The sequence below is a fragment of the Paludisphaera borealis genome (assembly GCF_001956985.1).
Lineage (GTDB): Bacteria > Planctomycetota > Planctomycetia > Isosphaerales > Isosphaeraceae > Paludisphaera > Paludisphaera borealis.
Map to the genome: position 1 here is coordinate 5,292,004 of NZ_CP019082.1, position 13,693 is coordinate 5,305,696.

Below are 13,693 nucleotides of genomic sequence, written 5' to 3' on the forward strand. Positions count from 1 at the left end.
GCGAGGTCGCGTGACCTCGCCACGGCTGTTTCCGGAGGCCGCCGGCCTCGCCTCTCTCCGGTATCGATCATGCCCCCCGACCGCCTGCTCCTGCTCGCCATCGAGACCACCTGCGACGAGACCGGGGCCGCGATCCTCGAAGGCCCGAAGCCGCCGGCCGAGGGCGTGCCCCGCATCCTCTCCAGCGTGGTGTCGTCGCAGATCGGGCTCCATAAGCGGTTCGGCGGGGTGGTGCCCGAGATCGCCTCGCGGGCTCATGTGACCCAGGTCTTGCCGATGATCGACGAGGCCCTGCGACGCGCCGGCGTCGGGCTCGCCGACCTCGGCGCGGTCGCCGTCGCGACCCGCCCGGGGCTCGTGGGGGCGCTCGTCGTCGGCCTCACGGCGGCCAAGGCGCTCGCCCTGGCCCTGGACGTCCCGCTGATCGCCGTTGATCATCTTGAGGGGCACCTGTACGCCTGCCAGCTCGCCTTCCCCGACCGCCAGGTCTTCCCGTGCGTCGGGCTGGTGGTCTCCGGGGGGCATACGAGCCTCTACCACTGCCGGGGACCGCTGGACTGCGAGCTGCTGGGGGGCACGGTCGACGACGCGGCCGGCGAGGCCTTCGACAAGGTCGCCAGCCTACTAGGCCTGGGCTACCCCGGCGGCCCCGAGGTCGAACGTGCCGCAAAGGCCGGCAATCCAAGGGCTTACGCCTTCCCTCGCTCGTTCCTCCACGACGACCGGCTGGCCTTCAGCTTCTCTGGACTCAAAACGGCCGTCCTTTATGCGATCCGGGGGCCGAACCAGGAGCGGGGCCCCGTCCAGCCGTCGCCGGCCGCGATCCCCGACCTGGCGGCGAGCTTTCAGGAGGCCGTGGTCGACGTCCTCGTCGCCAAGACCCGCCAGGCCCTCAAGCAGACCGGCCTGAAGCGCCTGGGGGTCGGCGGCGGAGTGGCGGCCAACGCCCGGTTCCGCCAGCGGCTCGCCGAGATGGCCGACAGGATCGGTGTTCAGACGTTTATTCCGCCGGCGTCGCTCTGCACCGACAACGCCGCGATGGCTGGGATCGCCCTGATCAAGCTCGCCGCCGGCCAGACGTCGGACCTGGACGTCGACGTCGCCGCTGGCCTGGTCCGACCGGGCAAGAAGACCTGATCCACCGACTTATCTCAAGACGGCGGCCGACGGCGGGGTTCGGACGGGCGCAGCGACTCGTGCGTGCCTTGGTAGGCCCGTTGCTGCTCGTCGAGGGTGTGCCGCCGGTCGAGCGCCTGGGTCTGCGTCGACGGGATGGTGGAGTGCGGCCCCTGGTAAAAGCCACTCGGACGCGGGCGCGTGGGGTGCATGGGCTCGATTCCTGGTGAAAAACGGGAAGGGAGGGGGTCACTCAACGAAGATCAATCTTCCCCGGACCCGGTTTTGGGCCCACAATATCTGTGAGGCTTGCCCAGATTGCTAAAAGGCTGGGGGGCCGGGTGCGGTCCAGGGGGGGCGAATCGTCGTGTCTTCCCCGAATTCAACTGTGCTGCAAACCAAGTGGACGCCGATGAGCAAGCAACCGAAATGGGACCTTATCGAGGGGATCGTCCTCGACGCCGTGGGGACTTTAATCAAACCGACGCCCGCCGTGGCCGACGCCTACACTGAGGCGGCCTTGCGCCAGGGGGTGGTGTTGGATCGCGAGGACGTCCGACGGCGGTTCCAGCGGACCTTCCGCGACGACGCGATTCGAGCGGATCGGGGAATCCACTCGACCGACGAGGGGATCGAGCGGCGGCGTTGGCGCGAAATCGTCGCCCAGGTCTTGCCCGAGGTTCCCGATCCCGAGCGGGCTTTCGACGAACTTTGGGACCATTTCGGCCGTCCTGAATCGTGGCGCTGTTTTCCCGACGCCGTGCCCGCCCTGCGGGCGTTTCACGAAGCCGGGATGGAGGTCTGCATCGGCTCCAATTTCGACGGCCGACTCCGCCAGGTGGTCGCCGGCCTCCCCGAGCTGGCGGCGATGGTCGACGGCCTGGTCGTGTCGTCGGAAGTCGGTTTCCGTAAGCCACATGGGTCGTTTTTTGAGGCGGTGTGCGAGCGTCTGGGACTCCCTCCCGAGCGGATCTTGTCGGTCGGCGACGACCTCGAAAACGACGTCTACGGCGCGATCCGGGCGGGCCTTTCGGCCGTCTATCTCGACCGGGGGCACGAGGTTCCCGAAGACGTGATGCATGTTTCGACCCTGACGCTGGTGGTTGAGCTTCGCGCGGCGGAAGCTTGAAGTTCGGGGGCCCGGTTTGACGATGGACGGGAGTGGAGGCGATTCCGCGATGCCGTCCGGAGGGGATGGCGCTCGGCTGGGGCTCGACTCGGCTTGCCTGTCACGCCGAGTTGGATTAGATTCCCGACTGGCCAGGAAGGCCGGTGACGGATCGCGAGTCCAAACTGAACCGAATCAAGACCGGACTGGACTAGAGACTGACCTCAGCGCATTCGTCACCTCGGTTCTGGTCTGCTCCTTTCAGGGAAGAAAGGAATCGCCAGTGGTCGCAACGGTCGAACAGCTCGCGGCCTTGGTCAGCGGTCGTCTCGTCGGCGATGGGAAGGTCTCGATCCACTCGGCACGACCGGTGAGCGAGGCGGGACCCGGCGACATCACGTTTATCGAGAACGACCGCTATGCCAAGCTGCTTCGGACGTCGCCGGCTTCGGCCGCGATCGTCGGTCCCCATTTCCGTGTCAAACGTCCGACGGTCAAGGACGACTTGCCGGTCATCGAAGTCGATGACCCGATCGCGGCGTTCATCATGGTCCGCACGCACCTCTCCGGGGAACAAAAGCCTCGGTGGACGGGCGTGCACCCACAGGCCTGGGTGGCTCCGACCGCCACGATCGGCCGGGACGTCGCCATCTATCCGTTCGCGTACGTGGGGGATCAGGCGGTCGTCGCCGACGGCTCGACGATCCACCCCGGCGCGGTGATCGGCGATCGCTGTCGGATCGGCCGGGACTGCATGATCCACCCCAACGCGGTCCTCTACGCCGACGTGACGCTCGAAGACCGGGTGGAAGTCCACGCCGGCACCGTGCTCGGCGGCGACGGCTTCGGCTATCGTCAGGCGAACGGTCGGCACGTGAAAATCCCCCATACCGGCAAGCTTGAAATCGGCAATGACGTCGAAATCGGCGCCAACTGCACAATCGATCGCGCTACGTTCGAGGCGACCCGGATCGGCGAGGGGACGAAGATCGACAACCTCGTGATGATCGGCCACAACAACCAGATCGGCCGGCATAACCTGCTGTGCGGTCAGGTCGGCATCGCCGGAAGCTGCACGACCGGCGACTACGTGGTGATGGCCGGTCAGGCTGGGATCAAGGACAAGACCCAGATCGGCGACGGCGCGATCGTCGGCGCTCAGGCCGGCGTGCATCGGAACATCCCCAGCGGCCAGCAGGTGCTCGGGTCGCCGGCCATCCCGGTCCGCGAACAGCGCCGATTGTTCCAGATGATCGCCCGGCTGCCCGAGATGCATCGTCAGCTCCGAGAACTTTCCGCCCAGATCGAGGCGATCTCGGCTGTTGTTCCGCTGAGCCCGAATCACGACGGAACCGTGGGGGACGTCGACCATGACCATGACCACGACGTCGACCCCACCGGATTCTGATCGCATTTCAATCCCTTCTTGGAACGAGGAAGACAGGACGTGTCGCCGCTCCAGCAAACGATCGCCGACAGGAGGAGAAGCACCCGGCCGGGGAGCCTCGCGCCCAGCACGCCGACGATCGGCCTGCTGGCCGGCAGCGGCCGGTTTCCGATCCTCTTCGCCGAGGCCGCGCGACGGCAGGGGCTGGCCGTGGCCTGCGTCGGCATCCAGTACGAGGCGTCCGACGAGCTGAGGGAGCTGTGCACGTCCTTCGACATCGTCAGCGTCGCTCGGATGGGGCGGATGATCCGCACCTTCCGCCGCCGCGGCGCGAAGCAAATCGTGATGGCGGGCAAGGTTACGAAGAACGTTATCTACACCCCCTGGCGCGTCGTCCAGCTCTGGCCCGACCTCCGGACGATCCAGTGGTGGCACCGCCGCAGCCGGGCCGACAACCGCGACGACTCGCTCTTGCTGTCCGTGATCGCCGAGTTCGAGCGAGACGGGATGACGTTCGCCTCGGCCCTCGACTATTGCCCGGAGCTGCTCGTGAAAGACGGAATCCTCACCCGCCGCGGCCCGTCGGACGCGGAGCGCAAGGACATCGAGTTCGGCTGGCTCATGGCCAAGGAGATGGGCCGGCTCGACGTCGGTCAGTCGGTCGCGGTCAAGGAGAAGGCCACCCTGGCGATCGAGGCCATCGAGGGGACCGACCGCTGCATCGAACGCGCAGGGCAGCTTTGCCGGGCCGGCGGCTGGACGCTTGTCAAGGTCGCCAAGCCGCAGCAAGACATGCGGTTCGACGTCCCTACAATCGGCACGACGACCATCGAAAACCTCCACAAAGCCGGCGCTCGGGTCCTGGCCATTGAGGCCGGCCGGACGATCGTCATCGACCAGCCCGAAGTCGTCGCCCTCGCCGAACGCTACGGCATCGCGATCATCGCCGTCGAGGACGGCTTCGCCGCCTGATCGCGATTGGCTTCGTTCGCCCTGAAACGACCGCGCCGACGCGCCCGAACGGCCCTAGCCGATTGGGTCCATTCGTCTGCTTTTCGCCCTTTCCCCCGACCCGGCGACGCCCCTTCGGGTGACCCGACGCCGACTGCGAAATTGGGTTCGATCGCGGGTCGCCGTTGGATGTCATGGTCAACCTAAGTCGTTTGGCATATGGCAATTGCCCGCGACTTCCTGTTTGGCTTCGTTCGGCTCGAAAGACCCGCTTTCGACACCGCCGATCGTCCATGGTTCACCGGTTCGCCCCCTGGTCTCGGCGACTTCGGTTCGCCGCTGTCCTCGTCGCGACGGGGCGATTCCGCCCTCTCGGAAATTGGGTCCGTTCGCGCGTTTTTTCGTCCGCGGCATCCCGCCTCCGGACTCCGAGCGAGCGTTCTGGTCTGCAACCGAATTTCCAAGGAGCATGTCGGGGAATCGCAGGGATTCCCTTGTTAACTTACGACGAGTCGCCGTTTTTGAACGTCGAGTTCGCCACCGGGTGTCGGGTTGCGAACGCGCTGAGCGCCCGACACCTATTCCGAGCCCCTGGAATACAAAAATGCAAGCCGTCATGACCCCGTGGGGGGGCCCGGCTTCATGAAAATGCGATGCAGATCCGGGTCCGGATACGAGCCCAAAGCGTCAGCGAGTGAATTTCCGGTCGGCCATTCGAATCGATGCACTCGCTGGCGCTTCGGGCTCGTATTCGGGGATGCTCTCGCGGGTTTGTTCTCAGGGCAATCGGTCATGCCGCCGAGGCGGTGCCCATCCTGTTGAAAATATCGAAGCGGTGGCGGTCCGGAAGACGGCGGCCGGCGATCAGGGGTGTGCGAAAGCCTCGTGTTTCTCGTGTTCGAGGGCTTCGTGGTGGAGTACGGCCCTGGCGTGCTCGATCTTCGTGGCATCGCCGCGGGCGAGGACGAGGTACTTGCCGCTCTTGACATGGTCGCGGTACTCCAGGGCGCGGTCATGGGGAACCCCCCAGCCGACGAGGGCGCCGACCAGCGCGCCCAGGGAGGCACCGGCGAGCGAGCCTTCCGCGCCGCCGGCCAGCGCCGCGGCGATCGGCCCGGCCACCACCACCGGCCCCAGGCCCGGCAGGATCAAAAACGCCATGCCGACGCAAAGACCGAAGAGGCCGCCGACCACGGCCCCGAACTCGGCGCCCGTCGTGGCGTAGTCGCTCATCGTCATGGGCTCGGCCGACTCCTCCTCGTTCACCCGGAAGTCGCGGCCGACGATCGACAGGTCGCGCATCTCGAACCCGTCCGCGTGAAGGCGACTCATCGCGCGCTCCACGGACTCGTGGTCGGGGTAGACCGCAACGACGTTAAAGGTAATCGGTTGATCGACCTGGCTCATGATGGGAACTCCCTGAAATTCTCTTAATCATCCCTTCCAAGTATGAGGCATGAAAGAGACGAGAGTCCAGAATCACCGACGGAAACCGCATGCGAGCCTGCGTGTTTCGTTTGTCACGATATGGCGACGCACGTGACTGGCGAGAGGTGAATTCGCCGCATAGTCGGCAAGGGGTTACGAGCCGGGGGGTTACAGGATGGCCTGGACGACTTCGCCGCGGCTGGCGGGGTGGGGGCGGCCGAGGTTGTCGAAGATCTCGAGGTGGGGGTCGATCCCGAGTTGGTGGAGGATCGTCGCGTGCAGGTCTTCGGGGGTGACGCGGCCTTCCTTGGGGTAGGCGGCGTATCGGTCGGACGCGCCGTAGACCTGGCCGCCGCGGACGCCGCCGCCGGCCATCGCCACGGAGAAAACCGCTCCCCAGTGGCTCCGACCGCCGCCGATGAGCTGTGGCGTGCGGCCGAACTCGGCCATGCAGACGACCAGGGTCTCGTCGAGCATCCCCCGGCCGTTCAGGTCGGCGATCAGCGCGGCGAGGGCGCGGTCGGTCGGCGGCACGAGGACGTCTTTCAGCCGGTTGGTCTCGTCGGCGTGAGTGTCCCATACGGGGAACGTCGGCGGTTCGTCGACGCCGCGATACCAGTTCACCTGGACCAACCGCACACCCGCTTCAACCAGCCGGCGGGCGAACAGGCACCCCTGGCCGATCGGCGTCCGGCCGTAGCGGTCGTGGACCGCGTCCGGTTCTTCTTCCAGGCGGAACGCTGTCCGCGCCTCGGACGAGCGGAGCAAGTCGAACGCCTGCCGGGTCTGTGAGTCGAGGGCCGAGGAGGTCGCGTCGTGGTCGAGGAACGCCAGGCGGCGGGCGATTTGCTCGCCGAGGGCTCGCCGGGACTCGACGCGCTCGATGGCCAGGCCGTCGGGTAGGTTGATCTCACCGACGCGGTAGCCGCTCGGCGTGATCTCGGCGTTGAGGAACCAGGGGTCGGCCGACCGGCCGAGGAACCCGGCGTCCTGCCCCAACCACTGGGTTCTTCTGAAAATCTTCCGGGCCATGTGTCAGGCTGCAGGGGCTGGTAGTTGGCGTTCGCGGTAGTCGGCCCCGTTCTTGAGCAGGTGCCAGATCACCACCAGGATCTTGTGCGCCACGGCGATCAGAGCCTTCTTTTTCCCGAGTCGTGGGACCCATCGACGGTAGCAGATGCTGAAGGCGGTGTTCTTGGCGTGGCTGGCCGACCACGCCGACTGCACCAGGAGCGAACGCAGCCACGGACTCCCCTTGGTCGTCTTGCCGCTGCGGCGTTTGCCGGCGCTTTGGTCGTTGCCCGGGCACAGCCCCGCCCAGGAGCAGAGGTGGCCCGCGGTCGGGAACGACTCCACGTCCGGCCCGATCTCCCCCACGATCACCTCCGCCGCCCGATCCCCCACTCCGGGGATCCCCTGGAGCCGGCCCGCCGCCTCGTCGAACGGCCTCATGGCCTCGTCGATCCGCTCGTCCAGCCGCTCGATCAGGCGTTCCAACGCGTCGATCTGATCCGTCAGCAGCCGGAGCACGAAGCGGTGGTGGTCGGTGACCCGGCCCAACAGCGCCCGCCTCAGCTCGGGGATCTTGCCCCGGAGCCGCTGCTTGGCCAGATCGGCCAGCTTCTCCGGGTCGTCCTGGCCGTCGATGATCGCCCGGATCATGGCGCGCCCCGAGGCCCCCAGGACGTCGCTGGCCACCGACCCCAGCTTGACGTTGGCGTCCTCCAGCGTCTTCTGGAGGCGATTGGCCACCGCGGCGCGGTCGCGGACCAACTCGGTGCGCTGCCGGGTCAGGTCGCGAAGCTCGCGGATCTCCGGCTTGGGGATGAAGCTGGGCGACAGCAGGCCGTGCTGGAGCAACTGGGCGATCCACTCGGCGTCCTTGACGTCGGTCTTGCGGCCGGGGACCTGCTTGAGCCGCCCGGCGTTGACCAGCATCACGTCGAATCGCCCTTCCAGGATGTGGAAGATCGGCTTCCAGTAGACGCCCGTGCTCTCCATGGCGACCTCGCGGACGCCGTGGGCGTCGAGCCAGTCGGCCAGGGCCAGCAGGTCGGCGGTCATCGTGCCGAAGGTGTGGACCACCGAGGCGACCGAGCCGTCGGGGTTGATGTGGCGGACGCAGGCGACGACGGTCTTCTTGTGGACGTCGAGCCCGGCGCAGCGATCGTGAACGATGTCCATGACGTCCCCTCCAACTCGAGTGGTCGGAAACGAAGCAGTCCGAGCCGGTGGGACGACCTCGGGGCGTAAAGCAGTTTCTTCTACGTGCTCCCCCGCTTCCGGGGGGCGACAGGACGGGGTTCGACGTGAAGTCGAGCCGAGGCCGGGACCAAGTTCCTTCGCGGGTTCGCGACACCAAAGCCAATGACGGCCTCTCGCCCAGGGCCGGACATCCGCAGCATAACCCAACCCGACCCCATTTTCATGGGACGGGTTGAGCCAAAGGCTCATGACCGTTCCTCCGGTGTTGAAGATCCGCTGGGGGAGCGTCACGGTCGCGGGCAGTCCGCCTCTCGGCGTGCTGAGCTTGTTAACGATCGCCCCCAGCACCGGCGCATCGTTGGGCGGGCCCGGCGAGACCCCCTCGACGTTCGGCGGCGTGTGTGGGCGGCCGGTCAGCATGTAGTAGCCGCTGGACGAATGGCCGGTGTCCCGCGTCGAGACGGCCCGGAGCACGCAAAGCTTGTCGGCCACCTCGGCCAGCTTCGGCATCAGCTCGCCCACGAGCAGGCCCGGGACGGTCGTGGCGATCGGCTTGAACGCCCCGCGAACCGCCTCGGGGGCGTCGGGCTTGGGGTCCCACGTCGAATGCTGCGCCGGGCCGCCGTTGAGGAAGACGACGATGCACGATCGCGCCCGTCCCGGCGTCGTCCCGCCGCTGGCCAGTAGCTCGGGCAAGCCGAGCCCCGCGCCGAGCGCCCCGAGACTGCCGATCCGGAGGATGTCGCGCCGTCGCAAGCCCTCACACAACCGGCCGCCGGTCGCTGTCAGGTTGAGCATCGCGACGACTCCAACGTCTTACTTGATGGATAATTGTTGAACGCCCACGAGACTCTACTCGACGGCCGCGCGGCGAGCAAGCGTCGAATGGCCTCGATCCGTGCTACACGGGCCGTTCGAAGGCGTCGGGGGCGAGCGTCGGGCCGGGGGCGCCGGTGATCGGCGGGGGCGTCGGCGCGGGGGATGGTTGGGGACGGGGGGAGATCGGGAGAGAGGTCGGGGGCTGGGACGACGCGCCGGGGCCGGAAATGGTCCAGGAAGCGGGGCCGAGCGGGCTGACGGCCTTGGGGGAAGCGGGACGGCCGGCGTCGACGGCGCGGAAGACGACCTCGGCGGCGATTTCGAGGCCGAGGCTGTGCGAGTCGAGGACGATGTCGTAGTTGTGCGGGTCGCTGGAACTCATCCGGTGCATCGTGCGATCGAACGTGGCGCGGCGGGCGTCGAGGTCCTTGGCGGCTCGCCGCGCGGTTCGCACCGAGACCCCCATCCGCTCGGCCAGGCGGAGCGACCGGGCGCGGAGCGGGGCGATGATCCGCACCGACAGCGTCGTCTCGCGAGGGAGCAGAAACCCCGCGCCGCGGCCGACGAGCACCGATTGCCCGGCGCGGCCGATGGCTTCGATCAGCTTGGCTAGATGGTCGAGGTACGCTTCCTGGGGCGCGTAGTGCTCCTCGCGGAGCGGCAGCAGCCAGTCCTGGATGACGCTCGGCGCCAGCTCGTCGAAGGTGCGGACGTCGTCGATCGGCAGTTCCATGCGGTGGGCGATGGCTTCGAGCAGCTCATGGTCGAAGACCTTCCAGCCCAGTCGCTGGCCGAGCAGCCGGGCGATCGCGCCGCCGCCTGCGCCGGCCTCGCGGCTGATGCAGATGTTCTGGAATCGGGCCGACGACCCGGTCGAGAGCGGCAGCTCGCGCTCGTCGTCGCCCCAGCCGAACAGCCAGCGCACGACGGACTTGGGCCATTCCCGGAGGCCGCCCCAGTTCCGCTCCTCCGCTTCCGAAGTCGAGATCGAGAACGGTTCCCACGCGCCCATGCATCTTCCTCCTCGGGGGGACGGTTCTCTTGCCACTCTAGAGGCTCGGCGGGCCTTTGAAAAGTCGTCGGCCCATTCGATCGCCGGGTTTGGGCGTTCGCGGTGCGCGTCGCTTGGACCCGAATACAAGCCCGAAGCGCCAGCGAGGGGATCGCTGGCGCGCGTCACGGTCGACCTCGGCGACGTGAACCCTTCTCTCGCTGGCGCTTCGGGCTTGTATTTCGAGGGCCGGCGACGACTTTCGCTGTGTAAAGTTTACATCGCTTCCGGCTTGGGGTCGAGAATCCACGAAGATTGTCGATTTTCGCTCAAGTTCGGGACTTGCTTGGAGTTCGGCCGTCGGCGCGGGGCGAGTTTCGGCGATGGCACACGCTTTGCCCTATGAGCCGTTTCGACTGAGAAGGCCGAGTGACGCGGCCGTCTCCCGATGGGAACCTGGCTTACCAATCCGAATCATGGACCTGGATGAGGACGACTCCACGATGAGAAATCGGCGACACACACTCTTGTGGATGAAGGATTTGCTCGAACACATGTCGCAGTGCCACGACCAGCTTCAATGGGCGGGCGACGGCCCGACCGAGGCCTTCCTGACCGAATCGCTGCTCGGCGACCTGGTCGAGTGCCAGAAGCTCTGCGCGGAGCTTCAGGGCGTGCCCGATCGCTCGCGGTCGGCTCACGAGAACGTCCGCGGCCTGGTCATGTCCTGAGAACGCTGGCGGACGGGGATCGGTTCGGCTATGTTTCAGCTTCGGCGGCTCGGCCTCGAATCGGAGGCCGCCCCGAATCGACCGATCCCCTGATCCATCAGGTTCCGCCCATGACGCCTCCCGATCCGCAGCCGATCGCCCGTTTCACCATCGATGCGCTTCAGGTCCTCGTTTATGAGGACCGGGGGCAGGCCGGCAAGGCGGCGGCCCAGGCCGTCGGCCTGGCGATCCACAACCGCCAGAAAGCCGCCGGCAAGGCTAACGTCGTCTTCGCCGCGGCACCGAGCCAGAACGAGTTCCTCGCGGGGCTCGTGGCCAGCACGCAAGTCGACTGGTCGCGGGTCGTCGGCTTCCACATGGACGAGTACTTGGGGCTCCCCGCCGACCACCCCGCGTCGTTCCGCCGCTACCTTCAGGAACATCTGTTCCGGCTCGTCGACCTCGACGCCGACCGGCTCCGCCTGATCCCCGGCGAGCGCGCCGAGCGACCGCTCCGAACCTGCCTCGAATATGAAGACCGGCTGCTCGCCGAGCCCACCGACGTCGTTTGCGCGGGGATCGGCGAGAACGGCCACCTGGCGTTCAACGACCCGCCCGTGGCCGACTTCCACGACCCTCTCGTGATCAAGGTCGTGCGGCTCGATCAGGCCTGCCGGGTCCAGCAGGTCAACGACGGCTGCTTCGATCACATCGACGAGGTGCCGACGCACGCCTACACGCTGACCGTCCCCGCCTTGCTCAGCGCGCCGGTGGTCTCCGTGGTGGTGCTCGGCCCTCGCAAGGCGAACGCGGTGCTCGAAACCCTTCGCGGACCGATCGGCGAGGCCTGCCCCGCGACGGCCCTGCGCGGGCATCCCGGCGCGCGGCTCTACCTCGATCGCGAGGCGGCCCGGCTGGTCCTCTGATTCCGCCTGGTTAGCGGGTAGACTGGGGACGTGACCGGACTCGACCGCAACGGGTCGGGCCGATTTTTTTGATACGGCAACCAAGGAGCAACGACGTGCGCTGGGTGACAGTCGCTACCGAGCAGGGCCCGCGAGCCTGCGGTGTTTGGCAGGGTCGATACGTGGACGTGAACGCGGCCGATTCCCGGCTGCCGTCGACCGTTCGAGGGCTGCTGGCCCTGGACGCCGACGGTCAGCGCGAGGCGAAGGCCGCGGTCGAGCAGGGGAAGACGTCGTATGATCCGGCTACGTCTCGGCTGCTGGCGCCGGTTCCCGATCCGCAAAAGATCATCTGCATCGGCCTGAACTACCGCGATCACGCCGAAGAGAGCGGCATGCCCGTTCCTCCCGAGCCGGTCCTGTTCAGCAAGTACCCCTCGGCTCTGATCGGCCACCTGGCCCCGATCGTCTTGCCGTCGGTCAGCAACGAGGTCGACTACGAGGCCGAGCTGGTCGTGGTCGTGGGTCGCGGCGGCCGGTTCATCCCGGTCGAGCATGCGATGAAGCACGTCGGCGGTTACGCGGTGGGGCACGACGTCTCGGCCCGCGACTGGCAGCTCAACAAGCCGGGCAAGCAGTGGATGGCCGGCAAGACGTTCGACACGTTCGCGCCGATCGGCCCCGAGCTGGTGACGGCCGACGAGGTCGCCGACCCGCACAAGCTGGGCATCCGGCTCCGGCTCAACGGCGAGACGATGCAGAACTCGAACACCAACCAACTGATCTTCCCCATCGATCAATTGATCGCCTACCTCTCGGGGATCGTCACCCTCGAACCGGGCGACCTGATCTTCACCGGCACGCCGCCGGGCGTCGGCATGGCGCGGAAGCCGCAGGTCTGGCTCAAGCCGGGCGACGTGGTCGAAGTCGAGATCGACGGCCTGGGAGTGCTCCGCAACCCGGTCGTCGCCGAGAAGAAGGCCGGCTGAGCGAGCCGAGCCTGACCGATCCCATACGCCCGCCGGCCTTGCTCAGCGTCGCAGTCGCTGGGAGAGGTCGCGGGCGTCGGCGTAGTCGGGGGCGAGTTGGAGCGCCTGTTCGGCCGACTTGAGGGCGTCGCCGGGCTGGCTGGCGGCTTCGAGGGCCAGGGCGAGGTTGAAGTGGACGTCGGGGCGGTTGGGGAGGCGGACGGCGGCGGCGCGGAGGTCGACGATGGCCGGCGTGATGTGCCGCAACGCCAGGTGCGCGCGGCCTCGTAAGAGCAGGGCCTCGGCATCGCCCGGCGCCAGCTCGATCGTCTGGTCGAGTCGAGCCAGGGCCTGGTCGGCCTCGTTCCGCGCGATCTGGAGCGCGGCGATCCGACGGCTCGCCTCGCCGAGCAGCGGGTCGTTCTCCAGCGAGCGGAAGTAGGCGGCCTGCGCCTCGCCGGTCCTCCCCAGCGATTCGAACACCGCGCCCAGCGCCAGGTGGGCCGTCGCCTCGTGCGGCTCGATCTCGATGGCCGTCTCGAATCGCTTGAGCGCGCTCTGAGGGTTGCCGCGCAAGACCTCGACGCGCCCCATGCCGATCAGCGCGCCGACGTAGTCGGGATCGAGTTGCAACGCCCGGCTGTAGCAGGCCTCGGCCTCGTCGACGCGGTTTTGCTGTTCGAACACCCGGCCGAGCCGCTGGTGACCTTCGGGCGAACGAGGCGAGATCGCCACCAGCCGAGTCAATTCGACCTTCGCCAGCTCGAGGTCGCCGCGATCGACGGCCTCCTGCGCGCGCTCGCTGAAGGCCTGCGCCTGGGCGGCCTGCTCAGGAGTGGGGACGTCCTTCAAGCTCGGCCGGCGCGTGTTGGTCCAACCGCACCCGGAGATCACCGGCAGCAGACCCAGCAAGCCACTTAATAAGACGATCAACGCCCCGCGCCGCATGGCGATTCGTCCCCTCCCTGGGGTGGGTTGATCGATCCGGCCTGACACCCGCCGCGTCGCCTCGATATGCGCGGCGCGGAGTCCCACGCGAACTCGGAAGCTACGGTCTATCCAACCCCTGGTCAATGGGGATCGGTCGTTGCCCCGGGCATTCTGA

12 protein-coding genes are annotated in these 13,693 nt (G+C 67.5%); 7 read left to right on the top strand and 5 right to left on the bottom strand.

The features are described 5' to 3' along the window. The first annotated feature begins 69 nt into the window (after positions 1 to 69). The 4 genes from tsaD to BSF38_RS20440 all read left to right on the top strand — a co-directional run bounded on the left by tsaD (position 70) and on the right by BSF38_RS20440 (position 4,583). On the top strand, positions 70 to 1,137 hold the full coding sequence (tsaD, locus tag BSF38_RS20425) for a tRNA (adenosine(37)-N6)-threonylcarbamoyltransferase complex transferase subunit TsaD (RefSeq protein WP_076348727.1): 1,068 nt from the start codon (positions 70 to 72) through the stop codon (positions 1,135 to 1,137). 391 nt (positions 1,138 to 1,528) lie between these two features. Beyond that, entirely contained in the window at positions 1,529 to 2,245 is a 717-nt protein-coding gene (locus BSF38_RS20430; protein ID WP_083713987.1) for an HAD family hydrolase, read from the top strand. A gap of 262 nt (positions 2,246 to 2,507) precedes the next feature. Next, positions 2,508 to 3,632, top strand: a complete 1,125-nt coding sequence (lpxD, locus tag BSF38_RS20435) for a UDP-3-O-(3-hydroxymyristoyl)glucosamine N-acyltransferase (protein WP_083713122.1) — start codon at positions 2,508 to 2,510, stop codon at positions 3,630 to 3,632. Positions 3,633 to 3,671: 39 nt separating this feature from the next. Beyond that, positions 3,672 to 4,583, top strand: a complete 912-nt coding sequence (locus BSF38_RS20440) for an LpxI family protein (protein ID WP_237170540.1) — start codon at positions 3,672 to 3,674, stop codon at positions 4,581 to 4,583. Between the two features lie 843 nt (positions 4,584 to 5,426). Here BSF38_RS20440 and BSF38_RS31440 read toward each other — a convergent pair. The 4 genes from BSF38_RS31440 to BSF38_RS20460 form a co-directional block, all read right to left on the bottom strand. Continuing rightward, positions 5,427 to 5,969 carry a general stress protein gene (locus BSF38_RS31440; RefSeq protein ID WP_076348731.1) on the bottom strand — a complete coding sequence of 181 codons (543 nt, stop codon included), beginning with the start codon at positions 5,967 to 5,969 and terminating at the stop codon, positions 5,427 to 5,429. A gap of 189 nt (positions 5,970 to 6,158) precedes the next feature. Then, on the bottom strand, positions 6,159 to 6,989 hold the full coding sequence (locus BSF38_RS20450) for a DUF1501 domain-containing protein (protein ID WP_237170542.1): 831 nt from the start codon (positions 6,987 to 6,989) through the stop codon (positions 6,159 to 6,161). A gap of 36 nt (positions 6,990 to 7,025) precedes the next feature. Then, positions 7,026 to 8,993, bottom strand: a complete 1,968-nt coding sequence (locus tag BSF38_RS20455; RefSeq protein WP_076348735.1) for an IS110 family RNA-guided transposase — start codon at positions 8,991 to 8,993, stop codon at positions 7,026 to 7,028. Between the two features lie 103 nt (positions 8,994 to 9,096). After that, the gene (locus tag BSF38_RS20460) at positions 9,097 to 10,026 is read right to left on the bottom strand and encodes a cytidylate kinase-like family protein (RefSeq protein ID WP_076348737.1); all 930 of its coding nucleotides are present in this window, start codon (positions 10,024 to 10,026) and stop codon (positions 9,097 to 9,099) included. Between the two features lie 482 nt (positions 10,027 to 10,508). Between BSF38_RS20460 and BSF38_RS20465 the strand changes: the two genes are divergently transcribed. The 3 genes from BSF38_RS20465 to BSF38_RS20475 all read left to right on the top strand — a co-directional run bounded on the left by BSF38_RS20465 (position 10,509) and on the right by BSF38_RS20475 (position 12,609). Then, positions 10,509 to 10,736: a hypothetical protein gene (locus BSF38_RS20465; RefSeq protein WP_076351205.1), complete on the top strand. Its 228-nt coding sequence runs from the start codon at positions 10,509 to 10,511 to the stop codon at positions 10,734 to 10,736. 110 nt (positions 10,737 to 10,846) lie between these two features. Then, positions 10,847 to 11,641: a glucosamine-6-phosphate deaminase gene (locus BSF38_RS20470; protein WP_076348739.1), complete on the top strand. Its 795-nt coding sequence runs from the start codon at positions 10,847 to 10,849 to the stop codon at positions 11,639 to 11,641. Positions 11,642 to 11,736: 95 nt separating this feature from the next. Further along, positions 11,737 to 12,609, top strand: a complete 873-nt coding sequence (locus BSF38_RS20475) for a fumarylacetoacetate hydrolase family protein (RefSeq protein ID WP_076348741.1) — start codon at positions 11,737 to 11,739, stop codon at positions 12,607 to 12,609. A 42-nt stretch (positions 12,610 to 12,651) separates the two neighbouring features. Here the strand turns inward: BSF38_RS20475 and BSF38_RS20480 are convergent, their stop codons facing one another. After that, positions 12,652 to 13,536, bottom strand: coding sequence for a tetratricopeptide repeat protein (locus BSF38_RS20480; protein ID WP_076348743.1), 885 nt, complete (start codon positions 13,534 to 13,536; stop codon positions 12,652 to 12,654). Positions 13,537 to 13,693: the final 157 nt, after the last annotated feature.

Coding starts and splice junctions, on each gene's coding strand:
- tsaD (WP_076348727.1), top strand. CDS start 70: ATGCCCCCCGACCGCCTGCTCCTGCTCGCCATCGAGACCACCTGCGAC.
- BSF38_RS20430 (WP_083713987.1), top strand. CDS start 1,529: ATGAGCAAGCAACCGAAATGGGACCTTATCGAGGGGATCGTCCTCGAC.
- BSF38_RS31440 (WP_076348731.1), bottom strand. CDS start 5,969: ATGAGCCAGGTCGATCAACCGATTACCTTTAACGTCGTTGCGGTCTAC.
- BSF38_RS20455 (WP_076348735.1), bottom strand. CDS start 8,993: ATGCTCAACCTGACAGCGACCGGCGGCCGGTTGTGTGAGGGCTTGCGA.
- BSF38_RS20460 (WP_076348737.1), bottom strand. CDS start 10,026: ATGGGCGCGTGGGAACCGTTCTCGATCTCGACTTCGGAAGCGGAGGAG.
- BSF38_RS20465 (WP_076351205.1), top strand. CDS start 10,509: ATGAGAAATCGGCGACACACACTCTTGTGGATGAAGGATTTGCTCGAA.
- BSF38_RS20470 (WP_076348739.1), top strand. CDS start 10,847: ATGACGCCTCCCGATCCGCAGCCGATCGCCCGTTTCACCATCGATGCG.
- BSF38_RS20480 (WP_076348743.1), bottom strand. CDS start 13,536: ATGCGGCGCGGGGCGTTGATCGTCTTATTAAGTGGCTTGCTGGGTCTG.